A 21378-nucleotide genomic window follows, 5' to 3' on the forward strand; every position below is an offset into this window, starting at 1 on the left:
TATGCCCCGTCTGGCCCCTATCGTGGTCGCAGCATCGATTGCACTTGCAGCCCCAGTACACGCGCAGAATGCGGCGCCGGTAGGCGTTCTTGCAGACAGAATGTACGTGGATGCTACGACCGGCGATCTTCGGGCCGAGGGCGATGTTACAATCACACAAGGCACCACGACGCTTCAAACCGACGTTCTTGTCTACAATTCGACTGACGGCACACTGAGCATTCCGGGCCCGTTGCGCCTGATTGACGGAGCCGACGACACGGTCCTTGTTGCAGATTTCGCGGAATTGGATGCGAGCCTGCAGGCCGGTGTGATTTCGGGCGCACGGTCGTTGATTGACGGCGAATTGCAGCTGGCCGCTGGAACAGCGCAACGCGTGGGTGAACGCTACACCGTCCTGAACCGCGTCGTCGCCTCGTCCTGTTCAATTTGCGACACGGGTGAAACCCCGATTTGGCAGCTGCGCGCCACACGCGCAGTTCGCGATGCCGAGGAGCAACGGCTGCATTACGAGAATGTGAAGCTAGATGTTTTTGGCGTGCCTGTTCTGTATCTGCCCTATTTCAGCCATCCAGATGCCGGAGTCGAGCGAACTACCGGCCTGTTAACACCACTATTCACGTCGTCGTCAGTCTATGGAACGGGTGTCAAATTACCATACTTCGTTGCCCTTGCGCCAGATCGTGATACGACGATTACGCCGTTCCTTACGACTGGCGATGGAATTCTATTCGAGGCTCAGTATCGTCAAGCATTTACTCAAGGATATTTGGAGCTCAACGGTAGTGTCCGGCCATCAGATGACCTGTCAGATTGGCGCGGATTCTCCACAGCGCGCGGCAATTGGACTTTCGCCAACCGTGTTCGGGCCTCGTTTGCATTCACACAGATCTCCGATGATCGGTTCCTGGCAGATTACGGCTATTCCTCGCCGGATCGCATCGAGTCCAATTTTGGCCTCTCCTACTATGAAGAGGATCATTTCTGGGAGGCTGAGACCGTCTATTTCCAGACTTTGCGCGCGACTGAGGCGCAAAGCACTGTGCCGTATATCTTGCCGGATGCAGATTACCGTCGGCGGTTCACCATGGGCGACATGCAGGCCGAGCTGAGTGGCTCCATCCTGAGCTATTCCCGCCAGAACGGGCGCGATGTGACGCGAGTGACAGTCGGGGGACAAGTTGATCGAACCTATATCACTGGTCCCGGTCTGGTTTTGCGCGCCTTTGCTGAGGCCAACGCGGATTACTACGTCACGCAGGACGATCCAGTGTTCGGGTCCGACGATCAGGCGCGATTGCGCAGCCTTGCAGGGATCGAGTTGCGATATCCCTTCATTCTGCGCGGAGAGGGCTCCCATATTATCGAGCCGATTGTGCAGCTTGTTCGGGGAGATGATACCGCTGATCTGTCGCGCATAGCGAACGAGGATAGCAGCCTTGTCGAGTTCGATGAGACGAGCCTCTTCAGCACAAACCGCTTCGCCGGCGCGGACCGCTTTGAATCGGGAACTTACGCAAATGTCGGCCTGCGTTACGAATCCCGTACGCGCACTGGGATGCTGCTTTCTGGAACCTTGGGGCGCGTTTTCCGTTCGGACAGCAATTCGGGCTTTGCCGCGAATACCCCTTTGGGGGGTGAAGATTCCGATTACGTCGTCAGCTTCGGTGTAGATACGCCAAGCGGACTTTCCGTATCCGGGAGTGTTCTCGCATCTGATGAGTTCAACATCGAGCAGACCGAACTGGATGTCGGCTACACCCACGGCGATCTGAATGTGGATGTAACCTATGCTCAGCTAGAGCGGACCGCCACGGACCCCGCCCGCGCACAGTTGATCGCCGCCGCAGGCTATAATTTCGACGAGAACTGGCGCGGTGAAATTGATTTCCGTCGCGATATGGAAGTGGACGAATTTGTGTCAGCCTCGGGTCGATTGAGATGGGAAAATGAGTGCATTCGTGTTGGGTTTTCCGTGTCGCGCAACTTTGCGCAATCCGCTAATATCACTGGCGAAACGTCGTTTGGCCTGAATATCGAATTGGTTGGCGTCGGCTCGGGACGAGCTGCTGAGCGGCATCGTGAACGCTGCGCCGAAACGCCTGGGAGTTAAATGAAATCATGCGCTTACTGATTGCAATTGCCGTTGCATTTTCTGCGGTTTGTTCAACTGCTGTCGCCCAGACGACGCCGTTCGCACCGGCGATCATCGTCAACGAGGACGTCATCACCTATTACGATCTGCAGCAGCGTCGCGCGCTTTACAGTGCAACCGGCACCTCGCCCAATGCGCTGGACGAGCGGGTATTTCAGGACCTCACCGAAGAGGCCATCATGATGCAGGAAGGCCGTCGCCGTGGCATCACGCTGAGCGATGAGCAGTTGAATGCCGCTTTTGAACAATTCGCTCAACAGCGCGGCACGACAGCGCAAGGGCTTCTCTCAGCACTGGGTGGTGCCGGAATTGATCCGCAGACCATTCTCGATCAGGTGGCCGCGCAGACGATGTGGCGCCAGGCCGTGCAGCAGCGTTTTACCTCCCGCGCCCTGCCCACAGATCGTGATGTGGAAGAAGCCCTTGTGATTGATGCAGCGGGTGCCGGGCGGGAAGTTCGCCTGTCCGAGATCGCTATCCCCTTTGCGCAGCGCGGTGAGCCCGCGACGCTGCGGCTGATCCAACAGCTTTACGAGCAATTGCGCACCGGGGGCGACTTTGCCGCAGCGGCGCGTGAGTACAGCCGCTCGCAAAGCCGTAATGCCGGCGGTGACATTGGTTGGGTGGCCGTTGAAAACCTGCCGCCGACCATGCGTGCAGAGGTGGACCTGATTGACGCCGGTGGTGTGACCCGTCCAATCCCGATCACGCGGGGTGTGTCCTTGCTGAAAGTGGTGGATGAGCGTCAGATCGCGGCGAGCGGTGGCGCGCAGGTCACCATCACCTATGCGCGCGCGATTTTCCCGATTATCGGCGGTGATACGAACTCTGCCCGTGCAACGGCAAGTGCGGCACGGCGTGGCATCAGTTCTTGCGGTGATATTGAAGAACGCGCCGGGCAGTTTGCAGAAGGCAGCGGACGTTTCGGGCCGGTGCCGTTGTCCAGCGTGGACGTGTCCCTGTTCTCGGCCTTGGCCGGGTCACAGGTCGGCGAGGTCAGCCAGCCGATCCGTGTGGGTGATACTCTGAACCTCTTCGTGACCTGTGCGCGCGACGTGGAATTGGGTGAGGATGAGCGCCGCGCCGTTCAGGAACAACTGTTCAACGATCGCATTTCCTCCTTCGCGGACGGCTATATGCAGGATCTGCTGCGTGATGCGGTGATCGAAACGCGATGATCCCTGCCCTGACGATGGGTGAGCCTGCGGGCGTCGGGCCGGAGCTGATTGCCGCGGCCTGGAAAGCCGGGGTTGGCCCGTTCACCTGCCTTGGGGCGCCGGACGTGTTACGGCGCTTCGACGTTCCTGTTGTAGAGGTGGCGGAATTTGCAGACGGCGCAAAGGCGTGGGAGCATGGCGTTCCCGTCCTCGGCAAAGGTCTGCCCGAACCTGTCACGCCGGGCACCCCGAACCTCGCCAACGCGCCGGCAACACTTGATTGGATTGCCCAAGGCATTGATCTGGCTATGAGCGGTGCTGCCTCCGCCCTTGTGACCGCGCCGATCTCAAAGAAGGTCTTGCAGGACGGCGCGGCCTTTTCGCACCCCGGCCATACAGAGTTTCTGGCCCATCAATCCGGCGCGGCCCGCCCCGTGATGATGTTGGCAGGAACAGCGCTTAAAGTCGTGCCGGTGACCATCCACATTGCCCTTGCAGACGTGCCAACCGCGCTGACTGCGGATTTGTTGAAAGAAACGATCCGCGTCACGGATGCAGGTTTGAAGCGTGATTTCGGGATCGCCGCGCCGCGCATCGCGGTTGCGGGTCTCAACCCCCATGCAGGCGAAGGCGGTGCGATGGGGCAGGAAGAGATAGAGCTCATCAAACCCGCTTTGGTTGAGTTGGATGCCGAGGGTCTGCAGGTTACAGGCCCCCTGCCCGCAGACACGATGTTTCACCCCGCCGCGCGGGCACAATATGACGTGGCTGTCTGTATGTATCACGATCAGGCGCTGGTCCCGCTCAAGACGCTCAGCTTTTCAGATGGGGTGAATGTGACGCTGGGGCTGCCCTTCGTCCGCACCTCCCCCGACCATGGAACGGCGTTTGACATCGCGGGCCGTGGCATCGCTGATCCCGAAAGCCTTTTTGCCGCCATCAGGATGGCCGGTGACCTGGCCGATCGTAGGTCCGCGGTATGAGCATCGATGCCCTGCCCCCCTTGCGAGAAGTCATTGCGAAACATGGCCTGAGCGCGAAGAAACAACTGGGTCAGAACTTTCTGCTCGACCTCAACCTTACGGCCAAGATCGCACGGCAGGCTGGTGATCTTTCGAGCTATGACATTCTCGAAGTCGGTCCGGGCCCTGGCGGGTTAACCCGCGCCCTGTTGGCAGAGGGCGCGCGCAAGGTTGTGGCGGTAGAACGTGACGCACGCTGCCTGCCCGTCCTCGAAGAAATCTCCGAAAGCGCGCCAGGTCGATTGCACGTGATAGAAGGCGATGCGCTCGCTGTGGATCTGCGCCCGCATCTGACCGCTCCCTATAAGGTTGTGGCAAACCTGCCTTACAATGTTGGCACAGAGCTTCTACTGCGTTGGCTTACCCCAGCCAGTTGGCCGCCCGATTGGCAGAGCCTGACATTGATGTTCCAGCGAGAGGTTGCCGAACGCATCGTTGCTCAGCCGGGCAGTAAGGCCTACGGGCGGCTTTCGATCCTTGCGCAATGGCGATGTGATGTGCGCATTGCCCTGCACCTACCGCCACAGGCGTTTACGCCACCGCCAAAAGTGTCATCTGCCGTGGTGCAGGTCGCCCGGCTTGATGTTCCGCGATACGAGGCGGATGCACGCATTCTGTCGGACGTGGTGGCCAGAGCCTTCAATCAACGGCGCAAGATGCTGCGGGCCAGCCTGAAGGGGCTTCTGCCAGAAATTGAAGAGGCTCTGATCTTGGCCGGGATCAAGCCGACCCAGCGCGCCGAAGAAATCGGCCTTGAGCAGTTCTGTGCGCTGGCCCGCATCGTGGCCGACCAGCGCAAATCCTGATCACTCAGATCAACCAGCTGCCTCGGCTGTCGGCTCTGCGGGCTGTTCTGCGGCGGCCACCGGCGCATCTTCAGACGCAACAGTATCCTTGCGTGAGTTTCTGCGGGAACGGCGCGGCTTTGCCGGGCGATCCTCGGGCGTTTCGACAAGCTCTGCCGCTTCACCAGGTTGCTGTTCGACCGTCTCTGCCTTGGGTGCGTCATCCGCTGCGTCGCCACCACCATTCTGGCGCTGCTGCTCGGCCTGTGCCTCGCGCTGCTCCTGCTGCTGGCGATTGCGTTCGGCCTGCTCAGCCTCCCGCTTGGCATTTGCCGCTTCCTGCTGGCGCTGAGCTTCGGCCAACATGCGGGTGTAATGCTCTGAGTGCTGGGTAAAGTTCTCCGCCGCGACACGGTCCCCAGAGAGCTGGGCGTCTCGTGCGAGGCTTTGATATTTCTCGATAATCTGGCTTGGTGTTCCGCGCACCTTGCCTTCCGGTCCGGCACTGTCAAACACGCGGTTGACCACGTTGCCCATGTTGTTCTTCGAGCGGTTGTTCTTGTTCCGCGACCGGTTCTTGTTGGGTTGTCTCATGCTATCCGATTTCTGCCGAAGCCCTCACGAAGACAGCCCGTGAGGCTTGGTCGTTTTTCCTGCATAGTACGGGCTACGGCCCGGTGAACTCCTGCGGATTACGCTGAACGATGCGAGGTCCTGAATAGGGAGCGGGACATATCACCGCTCTCAGGATGGTTTTAAGTATCGTGCTTTTGCAGGGAAGTTCAAGCCTTTTGCCCGAAATTCCATGCTACATACGGATTTCAACGACGCGGTCACGCCCATCTAGGTCCTTGTGGACGCTGACGGACCCCATTTGCGCGAAATAACGGCTTACCGGATCGGCTTGCGTCGGCCCGATCTCCAGCAAAATGCGCGCATTCGGTGTTGCGTGCTGCCTGATATTTGCAGCGATTTGCCGATAGGGCTCCAGCCCGTCCCCGCCCGGCGTCAGGGCGAGGTGTGGTTCCCAATCGCGCACGGTGCGGGATAGATCTTTCATCTCGCTCTCTGCAATATAGGGCGGGTTTGAAACGATAAGATCGAACAACCCAACCACGCGATCGAACCAATCAGACTGTATGAAGTCGACGCCCACGATGCCGAGCTGTTCTGCATTCCGCCGGGCGACGTTCAGGGCAGCTGTCGAAATATCCGTTCCCATACCGTGCGTCTTCGCCCCCCACTCTGCCAGCAGGCTCAACAAAATCGCGCCGCTTCCGGTGCCTAAGTCCAAAACGCGCTCGGGCTGCAGCCCATCGAGCGCCAGTGCAACCAATAGCTCAGTCTCGGGCCGTGGATCCAACACGTCGGATGTGACACTGAAGTCGTGCTTCCAAAAAGCGCGCGTACCCAGGATATGCGAAACGGGTCGATGCTGGGCGCGATCCTCGATCCGTGCGCGATACTGGTCAGCAATATCAATGGCATCGTCCCTGCGCACGATTGCGAAGGAATGCGCGACCAATCCTTGCAGCAAACGACGTGCGTCTGTGTCTGCGGAGGTGATCCCGGCGTTGCGCAAGGTCTGGCTGCCTTCGCGCACCAATTCCTCGATTGTCACGCCTCGCTCTCCATCGCGGCGAGCCGTTCGGCCTGATCCGCTGTGAGCAGAGCGTCAATAATCTCATCCAGATCGCCACCAACAACTTGGTCGAGCTTATAGAGTGTCAGGTTGACGCGATGGTCCGTGACCCGACCTTGTGGGAAATTATAGGTGCGGATGCGTTCTGAACGGTCGCCCGATCCGACCTGACCCTTGCGATCCGCCGCACGCTCTGCATCCGCTTCTGCCCGTTGCATGTCGAACAACCGGGTGCGCAGGACCTGCATCGCCTTTGCACGGTTCGTATGTTGAGACTTTTCCGACGATGTCACGACAATGCCCGTCGGAATATGGGTGATCCGCACGGCACTGTCTGTGGTGTTCACGTGCTGGCCACCTGCCCCGCTGGCCCGCATCGTATCGATCCGAATATCTTCGGTGCGGATTTCAATATCGACTTCCTCAGCCTCGGGCAAAACCGCGACTGTCGCAGCCGACGTATGAATACGCCCGCCGCTCTCGGTTGTGGGAACCCTTTGGACCCGGTGAACACCGGACTCAAACTTCAAGCGCGCAAAGACGCCGTCACCCTGAACGCTCGCGACCAAGTCCCGTATGCCGCCCAGCTCCGTCAGGCTCTCTTCAACAATATCGAACCGCCATCCCCGCCCTTCGGCGTAGCGTTGATACATGCGCATCAAATCGCCGGCGAAAAGCGCGGCCTCGTCCCCACCGGTCCCGGCACGGATCTCAACAATCGCGGGTCGGGTGTCAGCCGCATCTTTCGGAAGCAACGCGATTTGCAGGTCAGCGGTGCGCGCCTCCAGACCGGCTTCGAGCTCCGCGATTTCCTCTCGCGCCAGTTCCGCCATGTCGGGGTCGGTCAACATGTCCCGCGCCTCATCCAGCGCGATCTGCATATTGCGATAGGCCTGCGCTTCTTCCGCGACGGGTCGCAATTCCGCATATTCGCGCGCGGCTTTGACCATCTCATCACCGCTCGCGCCATCATTCATCTTGGCCTCAAGATAGGCAAAACGGTTCAAAAGGGACGCGATTTTCTCGTCAGAAATCATGCTGTTATCACAGTGGCCGTGCGGCTCACTCTGCCTCGAAGCTTGCCAAGGGCTCAAGCCAACTGTCGATCCGGGCCTTGTTCACGCCCAAATCAGATTGTCCGATGCGCGAGCGTGAGAAGATCGCCAGCGTGCTGCGCCCTTCCCCCAGATCGAAGAAAATGACGGAGATATAGTCGGGGAACGCCAGCCGCTCACTTGTTTGGACATAGGTCATCCAGCCGGATTCGGGCGTACCGGCGATCCGCTGCACCCGCGGTTGCCGCAAGACATATTCGTCGAACGCCTGCGAAATCAGCGCCGGATTGGCATCATAGATTGGTGCCTCGCGATCTATCCGCTCGGCCGTCAACGGATCGAACCCGTCCAAGACGGGCACCACGCGATAGCTGTTTGGGCTGTCCGGCGTCGGCGCTGTCAGCGGATCAACATGCCACATATCCGCATCGTGGGTCAGATTGCGCAGCATGAAGAGGGAAGCAAGGCTTCCGACAATCACAACTATGGCGCTCCAGAACAAGATACGCGCGATCATTCGGCGGCCTCAGCCCCTGCGGCGCGCTCAATCTCAAGCTGCTCGGCCCGTTTTTCGACCAGTTCGACGATATGATCTATCATGCCGTCATTGCCTTGCTTGTGATCCTGCTTGCCCGCCAGATACACCATACCCGCGCCGTTTCCACCGCCGGTAAAGCCAACATCGGTCATCAACGCCTCACCAGGTCCGTTAACGACGCACCCGATGATCGAAAGGCTCATGGGCGTCTTCACATGTTCCAGACGTTTTTCCAGTTCGGCCACAGTCGCGATCACGTCAAAGCCTTGTCGCGCGCAGGATGGGCAGGAAATGATGTTCACGCCACGATGTCGCAGACCAAGGGATTTCAGAATTTCGAACCCGGCCTTCACCTCTTCGACCGGATCAGCAGACAGGCTCACGCGGAGTGTGTCGCCAATGCCAGCCCACAACAGGTTGCCCAAGCCGATTGCTGATTTGATCGTGCCCGCGTAATAGCTGCCCGCCTCGGTGATGCCCAGGTGCAGCGGCGCATCTGTTGCGTCCGCCAGCGCCATATAGGCAGCGGAGGCCAAGAACACGTCGCTTGCCTTCACGCTAATCTTGAACTCGTGAAAATCGTTGTCTTCCAGCAGCCTAATGTGGTCGAGACCGCTTTCGACCATCGCCTCGGGGCACGGCTCGCCATATTTTTCAAGCAGGTGCTTTTCCAGGCTCCCCGCATTCACGCCGATGCGGATCGAACAGTTGTGATCCTTCGCGGCCTTCACAACCTCGCGCACGCGCTCGGCAGAGCCGATATTGCCCGGATTGATCCGCAGACAGGCCGCGCCAGCTTCGGCCGCTTCGATGGCGCGTTTATAGTGAAAATGGATGTCGGCGACGATGGGAACGGGGCTTTCGCGCACGATCTCATGCAGTGCGGCGGTGCTGGCCTCATCCGGGCAGGACACGCGCACGATATCGGCACCAGCATCGGCGCAGGCCTGCACCTGCGCGATCGTACCGGCTACATCGTGGGTCAGCGTATTGGTCATGGTCTGCACGCTGATCGGTGCGTCCCCACCGACTGCTACAGGCCCCACGTGAATTTGTCTGCTTTTGCGACGCTCGATGTTCCGCCAGGGCCGGATATGGTTATGCATCGATTTTTGTCCGTATCGAGGGTGCCGTTGCCGCTAACATAGGTGGCACCACGCAAAGAGTCACGCCGTTGCCCGGCGTCACTCGGTCGTGAGTGCGGTTTGCGCGCCCATCAGGATCAACTCGCCTTCCAGCGCATCCCGTTGGTCATCGGTCAGATCGGCGATTGGCCACGACGCCGAGATGTCATCGGCCAACAGCGACACGGAACGTGCGACATTCGGGCCCGTGCCCAAAGGACCATGGACAGTCTGCCCCACCATCAGGAAGACGGAACCGGAATTGCCCGCGCGCAGCTCTGGTCCAATGACATCAGCAGGCAGCTCATAGCGCTCACCGGCGGCGAGAATCTTCTCAAACAATACAGCGCCGTCACCCTGGCGAACCCTTACCCAGGCGGGTTGGGCCGCGATAATCGAGACACTGGGCGGCCCGGCCGGTTCTGGCGCCACGGCCTCAAGCTCTTCTTCCAGCGCCGCAACGGTCACGGCATCTGTCGACGTTTCGGCAAGGGCTGCATCCCGCACCGTATCGCTCGTGACCGCAAAGCTTCCAACGCGGTCGGGATCAATGATTGAGATTGGTCCATCGCGCGGCGCGAGCAATGGCGTTGCGGGCTGCGATGGTTGATAAAGGCGCAGCAGCGCGGCAGAGCGCTCTTCTGCGGCAGCCACGTCCAAAAGCCCAACCTCTGCGCTTTCTGTCGGCGCGGCGCTCACAGCTGCGACTTCATCGGCGAGTTCGGGGGCCTGTGCCACAGGGGCCAACTCAACGCGCTGCACCTCCTGCAGAACGAGATAGCCACCATATCCGACACCGCCCAGAAGCCCGGCCATCACAAGCAGAGAGGCCAAAGCCGCCCCGGTCGCCCGGAAATCAAACGATCCACCCGAGCTGGACAATCCGACGCGGCTTTTCATCAGCGGATCGTTCTTAAGGTCGACCTTCACGGGAACGGACTTGTCACGCCCCTTCGCCTTGGTCCCGCTCAGATCGGAATTCACGCCCTCAAAACCGCTCTCAGCGCAGAAACGCTCGAACACGTCTTCGGGATCAAGGCCAAGATAACGGCCATAGCTGCGGACATAGCCCGCTACAAATCCACGATTTGGAAACACCGCAACGTCGCAATTCTCAATCGCAGCGACATAGGCCGCCTTAATGCGAAGCTCACGTTGCACATCGAGAAGGGATTTTCCCTTCGTGGCACGCTCACCACGAAGCTCATCCCCCAAGGTCACCTGGAAGGAGTCGTAACCTGACAAAGAAGATTGGCTGTCAAATCCCACAGCGTTGTCCAATTCTGCCCCTGGGTGCGGTTTTCCACTATCCCAAAACGTGGTTCAGTTTCTCCGAACCTTTGAGTGACGGTAACAGAATTTCTGAGGAAGTTGAACGGTTTTCCCATCGAACTTGCGATACGGCCTTCAAATTTTGTTTGAAGCATCCGCGCATTGAGCGGATTTCTGCCGGAAAATTCGGGAAATTTGCCCAGATCACACTACGGAGGGTGGACGGTCCTAATAAATATACCGAATCTGCTCTGTCCAATAGTTCTCAACCCGCCGCAAATCGTTGTTGATCTCCGAGATCCGATTTGGCGAAAGCACGTCGCGCGCGACGATTCCGGTGGCATGACGCTCGAACAGGCTGGCGACAACGTTGCGAATCTCTGCGCCGCGGGCGGTCAGGCGCACACGCACAGCGCGGCGGTCCACGCTGCAACGCTCGTGATGCATATAGCCTGCCTCAACCAGTTTCTTGAGATTGTAGCTGACATTCGAGCCCTGATAGTAGCCGCGGGTCTTCAGTTCCCCCGCCGTCACCACATTGTCGCCGACGTTGAACAAAAGCAGCGCCTGCACGGGATTGATGTCGATCACACCCAGCCGCTCGAACTCATCCTTGATCACATCGAGCAATAGCCTGTGCAGACGCTCCACCATGGAAAGGGTCTCAAGATAGGTGCCCAAAAAATCAGGACGCTTTTCAGCCCCAGGTGTGGAGGGGGTGTCGGCCATGCTCGTCATTGGTCTGCAACTCCTTTTCAGGCGAGATTGCAGTAAAATTCCGGCAAATGTCCAAAGAAAGTATTAAGGGTGCTGCATCAAAATTAGTTAAATTTCTCTGCGCCTTGGATGATAGAGACGATTGACACGTGCTCTGCCGGCACTGGTTCGCGCCCCGAAAACCACGTGTAAAGGTCCTGATCATTCTCCCCCAAAAGGGCTTCATACTGGTCGAGTTCTGCAGTCGTCAGTTGGCGCATCCCTTTGTCTGCAAAGGGGCCCAGGATCAAATCCATCTCCTTGATCCCCCGGCGCCAGGACCGGATTTTCAAGCGCTTCAGACGGTTTTCAGCTGTTTCATTTGCTGCACCTGGAATTTCGCCGGTCATGTGATCCTCGCCGCGCCACGCACGCCAGAGCTGTCGCCGAAGACCGCTTTGGTGACACGGGTTGCAAAATGGGTTGAGTAAACGTGGGGACGCATCAGTTCCGGCAACTCCTCGGCCAAACCCGGCAGGTTCGACACCCCTCCGCCCAGTACGATGACATCGGGGTCAAGCGTGTTGACGACAGTGGCCAGGGCGCGCGCCAATCGGCGGCGGTGGCGCTGCAAGGCCGCCTCTGCCTGGTCCTCGCCAGACTGAGCCCGTGAGACGATTTCAGGAACGCGCGGACCTGTGCCGGGCGTCATGCCGCAATCGCGGGCGTAGTCGGCTTCAAGTCCTGGTCCGGCCAGCCATTGCTCGATACATCCTTTCCGGCCGCAAAAGCACTCAGGCCCGGGAAATTCACTTGGATCGCTGATTGGCAGCGGGGAGTGGCCCCATTCACCTGCCATGCCGGACGCGCCGTTGACCATACGACCATGAACGGCCAAGCCCCCGCCGACACCAGTACCAAGGATTGCCCCGAAAACGATATCCGCGCCCCTCCCGGCCCCATCAATTGCCTCTGACAACACAAAGCAATTCGCGTCGTTGGCAACACGGACGGTGCGATCCAGTCGCGCGCTCAACTCAGCGCCAAGAGGCTGGCCAATCAGCCACGTCGAATTTCCGTTGAAGACCCGGCCGTCTGGAGCAACGGCGCCAGGAATGCCCAGTCCAACAGGCTCACCACTTCGGCCAACCTCCGCTTCGATATCTTGCACGAGGGAAACGATTGCATCCAGCGATCCGGCATAGTCATGACGCGGCGTGGGGACACGTTTGCGCGTCAGTTCGGTGCCGTCTTCGTCCAGCACGATGCCTTCAATCTTCGTTCCGCCATAATCAACGCCAATGGGCATGATGCATCCTCAATTCCGTCTTGCCCCGATGTATCACCGGAAATGGCAACAAGACGCAATAGGCGTTTGAAAGCGGTTTGGAAGGTTTTACAGAACCATCGAACGCAGCTTCTTCTCCAGCTGGCCAGAGCGCTCTGCGAGCCGGGTTTGCTCAATGCGAATCGCGCGCACCTCGGCAAGGATCGTGGCCAGGTCACCGTCATTGTCGGCGCCGACGGTGATTCCGTCACCCTGCCCGCTCAGCAGCCACGTGATCGAGACGCCCAGCACGCCCGCAAGCATCTGGATCCGGTTCGCGCGCGGCTCGGCCCGGTCATCTTCCCAGTTCCGGATCGTGTCGACCCGCAGGCCCAGACGTTTGGCAAGCCGTGACTGATCAAGGCCAATCGCCTCACGTGCCGCGGCCATACGGTCACCGAACGTTGCGGCATCGTCGTGAAAATAGTCCTGCATATCCGTCGGCTCCTGATCGCGCATCCGCTCTCTCCTCATACCCTTGGGTGGGACATAGCGCGAGATCGCCGGATTTGCACAAGGGAATGCGACGTCGGTGAGTGCGCTGGCGACGGTCCCAGCGCGAAAGCCTTGAAAATAGGGGGCGATCGCGGCATCAGTGGCGCAACTGACCCTAGGAGCCCTGTCATGCCCTTCCTCTCCGACCAGCTGTCCCGCGTTAAGCCCTCCCCGTCCATCGCTGTGACGACACGGGCGGCAGAGCTGAAGGCGGCCGGACACGACGTTATCGGATTGGGCGCGGGCGAGCCGGATTTCGACACGCCCGAACATATTCGCGAGGCCGCAAAGGCCGCCATTGATGCGGGAAAGACGCGCTACACCGCCCCGGACGGCATTCCCGAGCTCAAGCAAGCCATCTGCGACAAGTTCCAGCGCGAAAACGGGCTAAGCTATACCCCCGCGCAGGTTTCCGTCGGTTCGGGCGGCAAGCAGACCCTCTACAACGCTCTCGTTGCGACATTGAATGAAGGGGATGAGGTTCTGATCCCCGCGCCTTATTGGGTAAGCTATCCCGACATGGTTCTGCTCGCAGGTGGGACGCCTGTCGTGATCGAAGCCAGTGTCGAAGCGGACTACCGCATCACGCCAGAACAGCTTGAGGCTGCAATTACACCGCAAACCAAGTGGTTCATCTTCAATTCCCCGTCCAACCCGTCCGGCGCTGGGTACAGTCGGGAGCAGTTGAAGGCCCTGACCGAGGTTCTGATGCGGCACCCCCACGTTTGGGTCATGACCGACGATATGTACGAGCATATCGCCTTTGATGGTTTCGAGTTCTGCACCCCGGCCGAAGTTGAGCCCGCGCTCTATGACCGGACGCTCACCTGCAACGGTGTGTCGAAAGCCTATGCGATGACGGGGTGGCGGATCGGCTATGCTGCAGGCCCGGTGGATTTGATCGCAGCGATGCGAAAAGTGCAGAGCCAGTCGACGTCGAACCCCTGTTCGGTCAGCCAATGGGCCGCGGTGGCGGCACTGAACGGCCCGCAAGACTATATCACCATGAGCCGTGTGGCCTTCCAGCGCCGACGCGACCTTGTCGTCGCATTGCTCAACGACTGTCCGGGCATCACCTGCCCCGTGCCGGATGGTGCATTTTACGTCTATCCCTCCATCGCGGGCTGCATTGGCAAGTCTACACCCGACGGCAAGATCATTGAGACGGATGAGGATTTCGCGACGTCCCTGCTCAATGATGAGGGTGTCGCCGTCGTCTTCGGCGGGGCGTTCGGTCTCTCGCCCAATTTCCGTGTCAGCTACGCCACCGCAGACGATACGCTGCGTGAGGCCGTGGCCCGGATCAAACGCTTCTGCGAGGGCCTTGTATGAGCACGGCGACCCCGCTCTACTTTCGTGCGCGCGACAATGGCGCGGCGGTCTTTCGGGTCGAGACGGACAACCGTCAGCGGCGTCTTGAATTGCGCCAGTTGGCGGTAATCAATATCCGGTCGGGAGAGATCAAGCCCCACGGACAGCAGGTTCCAACCAATGCCGAGTTGGAAGAGATGCAGGTTTGGATTTCCACCCGCCGCGATACTCTGACCTCTCGCGAAGCCGACGACATCGCCCGCACTGTGGATGCGATCAGCGCTGCGGCGCAATGGGCACAGGCCCGCGCGTCGCAACACGATATCGATAAATTTGCCGATCCGCTGATGATGGCGATGCACGACTTGCGCGCCGTTCTTATCCGGCGAAAACTCGACAATGAGGCCGAATGACGCCTAAAGCCCCCCGGTGCGTACGATGAAGGACACGATCTCATCGACGCCAACACCGGTCTTCACATTGGCAAAGACCGTCGGCCGTTCGCCCCGCTGAACCTTTGCATCGCGTTCCATCACGTCAAGCGATGCGCCAACATGCGGGGCCAGCTCGATCTTGTTGACGATCAGCAGGTCCGAGCGCGTGATCCCCGGCCCGCCCTTGCGGGGAACCTTGTCGCCCCCGCACACATCAATCACGTAGAGCGTGATATCCGCAAGCTCCGGCGAAAACGTCGCGGACAGATTGTCTCCTCCACTCTCGATCAGCACGAGGTCGAGGTCGGGGAATTTCTCGACCATCTGATCGATAGCGTTGAGGTTGATACTTGCGTCCTCGCGAATGGCGGTGTGCGGACAGCCGCCTGTCTCGACCCCCATGATCCGCTCCAGCGGAAGGGCCTGCGCGCGCATCAGAAACTCCGCATCCTCCCGCGTGTAGATGTCGTTTGTGATCGCCGCGACGGAATAGTCACCGGCCATCGCCTTGCAGAGCTGTTCCATAAGCGCGGTCTTGCCCGCGCCGACCGGACCACCAAGGCCCACACGCAACGGGCCGTTAGGACTGGGCATTCTGATCTTCCTCTTCAAAAACTTCGAGCGCTGCATTCAGCGCATTGATCGCGGCCGGAAACCCACCATAGAGGCTCATCTGCCAGATGGTTTCGGCAATTTCCTCGCGGCTCAGACCGGCCTTGCGGCCGCCTGCGATGTTTACTTTTAGTTGCGGACGCGTCTGCCCGCCAAGGGCGGTCAGCGCGGCAATCGTCGCGATGTAGCGATCGCGCAGGGCCAGGCCCGGACGTCCATATTGCCGCCCATAGGCAAAATCGACCACGCCCTCTGCCATCCCCGGCAGCAAGTGGCCATAGCGTGCATCAAGGGCCGCCTCCATCCCAGGATTAAGCTCTTCGGACATTCTGCGCCCGCGTTCGGTTGTGTCGCTCATGAGCGGAACATCCTTGAATATTGTGTTTCGTGCTGAAGGCTTGCCATGTCGGCCCGAATGCTCGCCGTCCCAATCTTGTCCAGCCCGGCGTCTTGGGCGTCTTGGGCGACCGTCTCGCACAACGGCAACAGAGCCATGACGATCCGCTGTCCATCCGTCTGCCCAAGCGGGATCGCCCGTACGGCAGCGCTGACCAGATTGGCGACAAAGGCCTGTAGATAAAGCACCACCGTCATGTCGAGTGCGATCCCCTCTCGCGCGGCGCCATACCCAACAGCCACCGGGTAAGGCAGCGGATCGGTTCGCCCGCCAAAAAGCGCGCCCGTGACGCGCATGAAACTGGCCCCCTGATCCATCGTTTCGGCATAGCGTTCCCGCGAGGGGGCGAGGGCTGCGGCAAGCTCGGCAATCTCGCTGACATCATCCGCATGATAGGCATGGGACAGAAGGATCGCATCAGCCCGCCCTGCCCCATGGCGAAGGACATCCTCCAACCATGCTTGCAGGCCCGCCGCATCGTAGATGACATCATCAGAGATCAGCCGGTCCAAGCCATGCGACCAGGCAAAAGCCCCGGTCGGAAAACCGGGCGAGAGCCATTGGTGCAACAGCTGCGCATCCCTCATGATCCATCCTCAAACCTGTTTGCGAGATCATCGACATCGCCCATGGCCGCAAGCCGAAGCTCCCGAATGACATTCAGTGCCGGGCTGACCATGAACAGCGCGGACCCGATGACGAAAAGCCAAGTTCCCAGATAGAGCCAATCCTCCGAGAAAAAGCAGACAGACCCGATCACGAAGAGCAGTGCCGCAAGGAAATTGGCAACCGTCATGGCCAGCTCAAAAGCGGCATGCAGCCGCCTGTGTCGGTGGCTTAGGCCCCGCCGATCCGCTTCGAAAATCATCTGGACCTCAATGCTCGTGGGAATGCGTGCGACCCTGACCATAGGCGCCCCCTTCGGGCGTAAAGGGGCCGTCACGATAGGTAACCGCACACCCAAGGTGTTCGAGCATATGGGCAATCACCTTGTCCGCGCGCAACACCAACCGGTCGCTGAGAATTTGGCAAGTCAAATGCCGGTTGCCGACATGCCACGCGACCCGCGCGAGGTTTGAGAGGTCCTCCGGCACAGCCTCCATCAGCGGCTCATCCGCGGCAACAATGCGGATCAAGCGGCCGTCGTCCAAGACAAGACTGTCCCCCGCCCGCAATTCCTGCGCGTCCGGCAGATCGAGCAGGAACGCGGTGCCGCCGTCACCCGTCATCGCCATCCGCCGCCGGAAGCGGTCGTCATAAGCAAGCGTGATGGTGTCAGCGGGGGCGTCGTGGGAGTGGGTGAGTTTTGTGGCGCGGGTCATTTCGTCTAAGATATCTCGTTATAGGCACTTAGGGCCAATGGTCTGGATCTGATCTGATACGTCTCGATGGCCACAAGAAGTGGTCGCGGATCGGGTATTTGGTAGTACCCCGTGACCACATATCGGCTGACATCATTTGCCTTGTGCCAAGCTGCTAAAAACGAAGTGAGATCATCAAACTCGGCGCTTGGCAGGCCGGATGCTGACTGGGCGTGCTCCAAAATCTTTTGCCATTTTGGACGCTTTGACAACCACCGTTTTAATTTGCCGATGTCGTGGCCAAATTCTTCTCGGATCTGTGTGATTGTCTCGCCTTCCGCTCGGACCGCGGCTTTCATCGCCAGTTCCCACGAATGACCGACGAGAAACCAAGTCGGAATAAGGTGCGGCACATCCGTTGTCATCCAGCCGGGGCCTTGAACCAAAGCCAAAGCGGCCTTCGTAAACTCTTCCGATTTCGCCAGCATTGCGGTTGCCGGGCTACGCTCAGATGCATCAGGCTCCTTTAGCCGCTCGATAGTATAACGGTCGGACACTTGGGACTCCTTGAGCCCACTCAAAACATAAAATATCGCTGCGCCATCGGCAGCACTTCGGCGGGCTCGCAGGTCAGCAATTCGCCATCGGCACGCACCTCGTAGGTTTCGGGGTGCACTTCGATGTTGGGGCAATAATCGTTGAGGATCATTGCACTCTTGCCGATGCCGGAGCGGACGTTTTCGACCGCAAGCGTCTCCTTTTCCAGCCCCAGATGCGACGTCTCTGCCGCGCCACTCACGAAATGCACCGAAGACGCTTTTTGCGAGCCGCCGAATGCGCCGAACATCTGGCGGGAATAGACTGGCTGCGGTGTCGGGATCGAGGCGTTCGGGTCGCCCATCTGCGCGCAGGCAATGGTGCCGCCGACCAGCGTCATCTCCGGCTTCACGCCGAAAAAGGCCGGGTTCCACAGGCAGAGGTCGGCGCGCTTGCCTTCCTCAACCGAGCCGATATGCGCACTCACGCCATGGGCAATCGCGGGATTGATCGTGTATTTCGCGATGTAGCGACGGACGCGAAAATTGTCATTTTCGCCGGTCTCTTCAGCAAGCCGCCCGCGCTGTTTCTTCATCTTATCAGCGGTTTGCCACGTACGGATCAGCACCTCGCCCACACGGCCCATCGCCTGACTGTCACTCGCGATGATCGAAAACGCACCCATATCGTGCAGGATATCCTCTGCCGCGATGGTCTCCCGCCGGATGCGGCTCTCGGCAAAGGCCACATCCTCGGGGATCGATTTGTCGAGGTGGTGGCAAACCATCAGCATATCGAGATGCTCTTCCAACGTGTTAACCGTGTAGGGCCGCGTGGGGTTGGTTGAGGACGGTATGACGTGCTCCTCCCCACAAACCTTAATGATATCAGGGGCATGACCGCCGCCTGCACCTTCCGTATGGAAGGCATGGATCGTGCGGCCCTTCATGGCGGCGACGGTGTTCTCGACAAATCCGCTTTCGTTGAGCGTGTCGGTGTGGATCATCACCTGCACATCCATCGCGTCCGCGACGCTAAGGCAGGTGTCGATGGCAGCGGGCGTCGTGCCCCAATCTTCGTGCAATTTCATAGCGCAAGCACCGGCGCGGATCATCTCCTCCAACGGCGCCACCCGGCTGGCATTGCCTTTACATGACAGGCCGAAATTGATCGGGAACGCATCGAGCGCCTGTAGCATCCGCCCGATATGCCATGGCCCCGGCGTGCAGGTGGTTGCGAGCGTGCCGTGGGCCGGGCCTGTGCCGCCGCCGAGCATCGTGGTCACTCCAGAATGCAGAGCATCTTCAATCTGCTGCGGGCAGATGAAGTGGATATGAGCATCCATCGCGCCTGCCGTCAGGATCCGGCCCTCGCCCGCAATAGCCTCGGTGCCCGGTCCGACAATGATATCAACATTGGGCTGAGTGTCGGGGTTGCCGGCCTTGCCAATCTTATGGATACGACCGTCCTTAAGTCCGACGTCTGCCTTGTAAATCCCGGTGTGATCGACGATCAGCGCATTCGTGATAACAGTGTCCACCGCCCCTTCCGCGCGCGTCACCTGAGATTGGCCCATGCCGTCGCGGATCACCTTTCCGCCTCCGAACTTGACCTCTTCCCCATAGGTCGTCAGGTCACGTTCAACCTCGATGATCAGGTCCGTATCCGCAAGGCGAAGACGATCACCGGTCGTGGGGCCATACATATCCGCATAGGCGGCGCGAGAGATCTTAGCGGGCATTGGTTTCCCTTTCTTTGCAGCCTGTTAGGCGCGAATATTCAAGTGCTCAAGCCAAGCAGTGCGAGCCTTGGCGCATGCCGTTGGCGATACATTCGCTTGGCCAGAATCGCAGTCGGCAATGTCAGCCATCCGGCGTCGATTTCGATTGTGTCGATCTGTTTGCTGCCAGATGCGGTTGGTTGGATTTCGAGCGAATGGCGCCATGATTTGACGCCGCTGCCCTGCTCCATCGTCACGTAGCGGAACTGCGCATCATCAAGCTCCACCAGTTCCACGCGATATGGTTTCCAATCGCCACGCCCCATGACTTTCACTTCAAAATCAATGACATCCCCCAGCGCGACCGGGCCGCTCTTTAGTCCGCGATATTCAACAGATCCGGCCGAAAGTGGCGCAAGGTTCGCGAAATCCTTGGCGATTGCCCACACGTCCTGCGGGGGTGCGGCATATTCATTCTCAATCCGGATGGTGCGCGCCATCAGTCGAGCGCGCCCATCACTTTGGCATTGAAACCAAACACTTTTCTGTCTCCACCCAATGGGACCAAAGACACTTCGCGGCGCTGTCCCGGTTCGAAGCGAACAGCGGTTCCCGCCGCGATATCGAGGCGCAGGCCGCGGGCGGCCTCGCGGTCGAAGTCGAGCGCGGGGTTGGTCTCAGCGAAGTGGTAGTGGGAACCGACCTGGATCGGGCGGTCGCCGGTATTGGCGACCTCCATCGTAACGACCTCGGCACCATCGTTCAGAACGATCTCACCGGCGGCGGGAATAAGCTCTCCTGGGATCATCGGGCTCTCCTGAAAAGGGGCGAAAATGGCTGTGCACAGGGCGTGCACACTGCGTGCACAACCCGTGCACCGACACATGCAGACGAATTGGCGAGGGACGCGGTCATGACGCAGGCTCCATCCGGGTTGAAATCGCAACGAGGGCCGCGGCGCGCGCGTCCCCAAATTGTCGGGTCAGTTCCGGGCTAACGTCGCCACAGGCCCTGACAACCTGCGCGGCGCCGTCGATATAGGCGCGCGCGGCATCGGCCTCTGGAAATCCGGCGGGCAGGCGCACGATATCGCGCAAATTCGAGGTTTGATCGGCGATCTTTATGGCGCGCGCCGCGGCGGACGCCTCGGCCATATGACGGGCCTGCGCCGCTTTGCGATCGGCGCGCGGTAAAGACGACCGCTCTCCCGGATCGGTCAGTTCGGCCACGATGTCTGCCACTGCCTCACCAAATGCCGCTTTGATCGCCCCAACTTCCGTCGACGTATCCTCGACCGTGTCATGCAACAGCGCAGCTATGACAGCGTCCTCTTCCTGCCCGTCTGCGGAGACAAGGGCCGCGACCTCGCGCACATGATCGACATAGGGCACTTCGCCGCCGCGACGCGTCTGACCGGCATGGGCCTGCGCGGCAAAAGCGGCGGCCTGTCTTATGCGTGGGGTCGTCATCGCGGTCTCACCGGATCGGATGGTGGACGGTGACAAGCTTGGTGCCGTCTGGAAACGTCGCTTCGACCTGCACATCGTGGATCATGGAGGGCACACCTTCCATGCATTGATCGGCGCTGACCACGCTGGCCCCCGCTTCCATCAGATCAGCCACGGAGCGTCCATCACGGGCGCCTTCAACAACGAAATCCGTGATCAGCGCGATGGCCTCTGGATGGTTGAGCTTCACGCCCCGCTCCAGCCGATTGCGGGCGACGATGGCGGCCATGCTGATGAGCAGCTTGTCCTTTTCGCGGGGGGTCAGGTTCATGGCGGGTCGCCTCCTTCGT

General features: G+C 59.7%; 27 protein-coding genes. 6 read left to right on the top strand and 21 right to left on the bottom strand.

Features of this window, described 5'->3' with window-relative positions; translation table 11 throughout:
• Window position 1 precedes the first annotated feature (1 nt).
• The 4 genes from POI8812_RS08360 to rsmA are packed head-to-tail and all read left to right on the top strand — an operon-like array spanning window position 2 to window position 5140.
• Window positions 2–2113 carry an LPS-assembly protein LptD gene (locus POI8812_RS08360; RefSeq protein ID WP_162844958.1) on the top strand — a complete coding sequence of 704 codons (2112 nt, stop codon included), beginning with the start codon at window positions 2–4 and terminating at the stop codon, window positions 2111–2113.
• 8 nt (window positions 2114–2121) lie between these two features.
• Entirely contained in the window at window positions 2122–3333 is a 1212-nt protein-coding gene (locus POI8812_RS08365) for a peptidylprolyl isomerase (protein WP_108782097.1), read from the top strand.
• Window positions 3330–4295 carry a 4-hydroxythreonine-4-phosphate dehydrogenase PdxA gene (gene pdxA, locus POI8812_RS08370; RefSeq protein WP_108782098.1) on the top strand — a complete coding sequence of 322 codons (966 nt, stop codon included), beginning with the start codon at window positions 3330–3332 and terminating at the stop codon, window positions 4293–4295. Before POI8812_RS08365 ends, pdxA begins: the two co-directional genes overlap by 4 nt.
• A complete protein-coding gene (gene rsmA / locus POI8812_RS08375; protein ID WP_108782099.1) occupies window positions 4292–5140 on the top strand; it encodes a 16S rRNA (adenine(1518)-N(6)/adenine(1519)-N(6))-dimethyltransferase RsmA in 849 nt (282 codons plus the stop codon). The genes pdxA and rsmA overlap by 4 nt, the downstream gene beginning before the upstream one ends.
• A gap of 9 nt (window positions 5141–5149) precedes the next feature.
• Here the strand turns inward: rsmA and POI8812_RS08380 are convergent, their stop codons facing one another.
• The 10 genes from POI8812_RS08380 to POI8812_RS08425 all read right to left on the bottom strand — a co-directional run bounded on the left by POI8812_RS08380 (window position 5150) and on the right by POI8812_RS08425 (window position 13232).
• The gene (locus tag POI8812_RS08380) at window positions 5150–5713 is read right to left on the bottom strand and encodes a DUF4167 domain-containing protein (protein WP_108782100.1); all 564 of its coding nucleotides are present in this window, start codon (window positions 5711–5713) and stop codon (window positions 5150–5152) included.
• 214 nt (window positions 5714–5927) lie between these two features.
• The gene (gene prmC, locus POI8812_RS08385) at window positions 5928–6740 is read right to left on the bottom strand and encodes a peptide chain release factor N(5)-glutamine methyltransferase (RefSeq protein ID WP_108782101.1); all 813 of its coding nucleotides are present in this window, start codon (window positions 6738–6740) and stop codon (window positions 5928–5930) included.
• A complete protein-coding gene (gene prfA / locus POI8812_RS08390) occupies window positions 6737–7798 on the bottom strand; it encodes a peptide chain release factor 1 (RefSeq protein WP_108782102.1) in 1062 nt (353 codons plus the stop codon). The genes prmC and prfA overlap by 4 nt, the downstream gene beginning before the upstream one ends.
• Window positions 7799–7823: 25 nt before the next feature.
• Window positions 7824–8333 (bottom strand): DUF1499 domain-containing protein, encoded by a 510-nt coding sequence (locus POI8812_RS08395; RefSeq protein WP_108782103.1) that lies wholly within the window; start codon window positions 8331–8333, stop codon window positions 7824–7826.
• A complete protein-coding gene (gene ispG, locus POI8812_RS08400) occupies window positions 8330–9460 on the bottom strand; it encodes a flavodoxin-dependent (E)-4-hydroxy-3-methylbut-2-enyl-diphosphate synthase (RefSeq protein WP_108782104.1) in 1131 nt (376 codons plus the stop codon). The genes POI8812_RS08395 and ispG overlap by 4 nt, the downstream gene beginning before the upstream one ends.
• A 78-nt stretch (window positions 9461–9538) precedes the next feature.
• Window positions 9539–10759 (bottom strand): helix-turn-helix domain-containing protein, encoded by a 1221-nt coding sequence (locus tag POI8812_RS08405; protein ID WP_108782105.1) that lies wholly within the window; start codon window positions 10757–10759, stop codon window positions 9539–9541.
• A 219-nt stretch (window positions 10760–10978) separates the two neighbouring features.
• A complete protein-coding gene (locus tag POI8812_RS08410; RefSeq protein WP_181377196.1) occupies window positions 10979–11479 on the bottom strand; it encodes a MarR family winged helix-turn-helix transcriptional regulator in 501 nt (166 codons plus the stop codon).
• A gap of 92 nt (window positions 11480–11571) precedes the next feature.
• Complete coding sequence (locus tag POI8812_RS08415) at window positions 11572–11856, bottom strand: FAD assembly factor SdhE (RefSeq protein ID WP_108782107.1); 285 nt, start codon at window positions 11854–11856, stop codon at window positions 11572–11574.
• Window positions 11853–12755 carry an ROK family protein gene (locus POI8812_RS08420; protein WP_108782108.1) on the bottom strand — a complete coding sequence of 301 codons (903 nt, stop codon included), beginning with the start codon at window positions 12753–12755 and terminating at the stop codon, window positions 11853–11855. The genes POI8812_RS08415 and POI8812_RS08420 overlap by 4 nt, the downstream gene beginning before the upstream one ends.
• Window positions 12756–12842: 87 nt before the next feature.
• Window positions 12843–13232 carry a helix-turn-helix domain-containing protein gene (locus POI8812_RS08425; RefSeq protein WP_108782109.1) on the bottom strand — a complete coding sequence of 130 codons (390 nt, stop codon included), beginning with the start codon at window positions 13230–13232 and terminating at the stop codon, window positions 12843–12845.
• Between the two features lie 165 nt (window positions 13233–13397).
• Here POI8812_RS08425 and POI8812_RS08430 point away from each other — a divergent pair, with 165 nt between their 5' ends.
• Window positions 13398–14600: a pyridoxal phosphate-dependent aminotransferase gene (locus POI8812_RS08430; RefSeq protein WP_108782110.1), complete on the top strand. Its 1203-nt coding sequence runs from the start codon at window positions 13398–13400 to the stop codon at window positions 14598–14600.
• Window positions 14597–14992 (top strand): hypothetical protein, encoded by a 396-nt coding sequence (locus POI8812_RS08435; protein WP_108782111.1) that lies wholly within the window; start codon window positions 14597–14599, stop codon window positions 14990–14992. Before POI8812_RS08430 ends, POI8812_RS08435 begins: the two co-directional genes overlap by 4 nt.
• 3 nt (window positions 14993–14995) lie before the next feature.
• On the opposite strand, the gene ureG is transcribed toward POI8812_RS08435, so the two are convergent.
• The 11 genes from ureG to POI8812_RS08490 form a co-directional block, all read right to left on the bottom strand.
• On the bottom strand, window positions 14996–15607 hold the full coding sequence (gene ureG, locus POI8812_RS08440; RefSeq protein ID WP_108782112.1) for an urease accessory protein UreG: 612 nt from the start codon (window positions 15605–15607) through the stop codon (window positions 14996–14998).
• Complete coding sequence (locus tag POI8812_RS08445) at window positions 15594–15983, bottom strand: carboxymuconolactone decarboxylase family protein (protein ID WP_108782113.1); 390 nt, start codon at window positions 15981–15983, stop codon at window positions 15594–15596. The genes ureG and POI8812_RS08445 overlap by 14 nt, the downstream gene beginning before the upstream one ends.
• Window positions 15980–16609 carry an urease accessory protein UreF gene (locus POI8812_RS08450; protein ID WP_108782114.1) on the bottom strand — a complete coding sequence of 210 codons (630 nt, stop codon included), beginning with the start codon at window positions 16607–16609 and terminating at the stop codon, window positions 15980–15982. Before POI8812_RS08450 ends, POI8812_RS08445 begins: the two co-directional genes overlap by 4 nt.
• The gene (locus tag POI8812_RS08455; RefSeq protein WP_108782115.1) at window positions 16606–16890 is read right to left on the bottom strand and encodes a YrhK family protein; all 285 of its coding nucleotides are present in this window, start codon (window positions 16888–16890) and stop codon (window positions 16606–16608) included. The genes POI8812_RS08450 and POI8812_RS08455 overlap by 4 nt, the downstream gene beginning before the upstream one ends.
• Window positions 16891–16897: 7 nt before the next feature.
• Window positions 16898–17344, bottom strand: coding sequence for an urease accessory protein UreE (locus POI8812_RS08460; RefSeq protein ID WP_108782116.1), 447 nt, complete (start codon window positions 17342–17344; stop codon window positions 16898–16900).
• A gap of 5 nt (window positions 17345–17349) precedes the next feature.
• On the bottom strand, window positions 17350–17880 hold the full coding sequence (locus POI8812_RS08465; RefSeq protein WP_146186142.1) for a hypothetical protein: 531 nt from the start codon (window positions 17878–17880) through the stop codon (window positions 17350–17352).
• Window positions 17881–17900: 20 nt separating this feature from the next.
• Window positions 17901–19601: an urease subunit alpha gene (gene ureC, locus POI8812_RS08470; RefSeq protein ID WP_108782118.1), complete on the bottom strand. Its 1701-nt coding sequence runs from the start codon at window positions 19599–19601 to the stop codon at window positions 17901–17903.
• A gap of 38 nt (window positions 19602–19639) precedes the next feature.
• On the bottom strand, window positions 19640–20080 hold the full coding sequence (locus tag POI8812_RS08475; protein ID WP_108782119.1) for an SRPBCC family protein: 441 nt from the start codon (window positions 20078–20080) through the stop codon (window positions 19640–19642).
• Window positions 20080–20388: an urease subunit beta gene (locus POI8812_RS08480; protein ID WP_108782120.1), complete on the bottom strand. Its 309-nt coding sequence runs from the start codon at window positions 20386–20388 to the stop codon at window positions 20080–20082. Before POI8812_RS08480 ends, POI8812_RS08475 begins: the two co-directional genes overlap by 1 nt.
• 103 nt (window positions 20389–20491) lie before the next feature.
• On the bottom strand, window positions 20492–21049 hold the full coding sequence (locus POI8812_RS08485) for an HD domain-containing protein (RefSeq protein ID WP_162844959.1): 558 nt from the start codon (window positions 21047–21049) through the stop codon (window positions 20492–20494).
• Between the two features lie 7 nt (window positions 21050–21056).
• Window positions 21057–21359, bottom strand: a complete 303-nt coding sequence (locus POI8812_RS08490) for an urease subunit gamma (RefSeq protein WP_108782122.1) — start codon at window positions 21357–21359, stop codon at window positions 21057–21059.
• Window positions 21360–21378: the final 19 nt, after the last annotated feature.

It is taken from the genome of Pontivivens insulae, assembly GCF_900302495.1.
Lineage (GTDB): Bacteria > Pseudomonadota > Alphaproteobacteria > Rhodobacterales > Rhodobacteraceae > Pontivivens > Pontivivens insulae.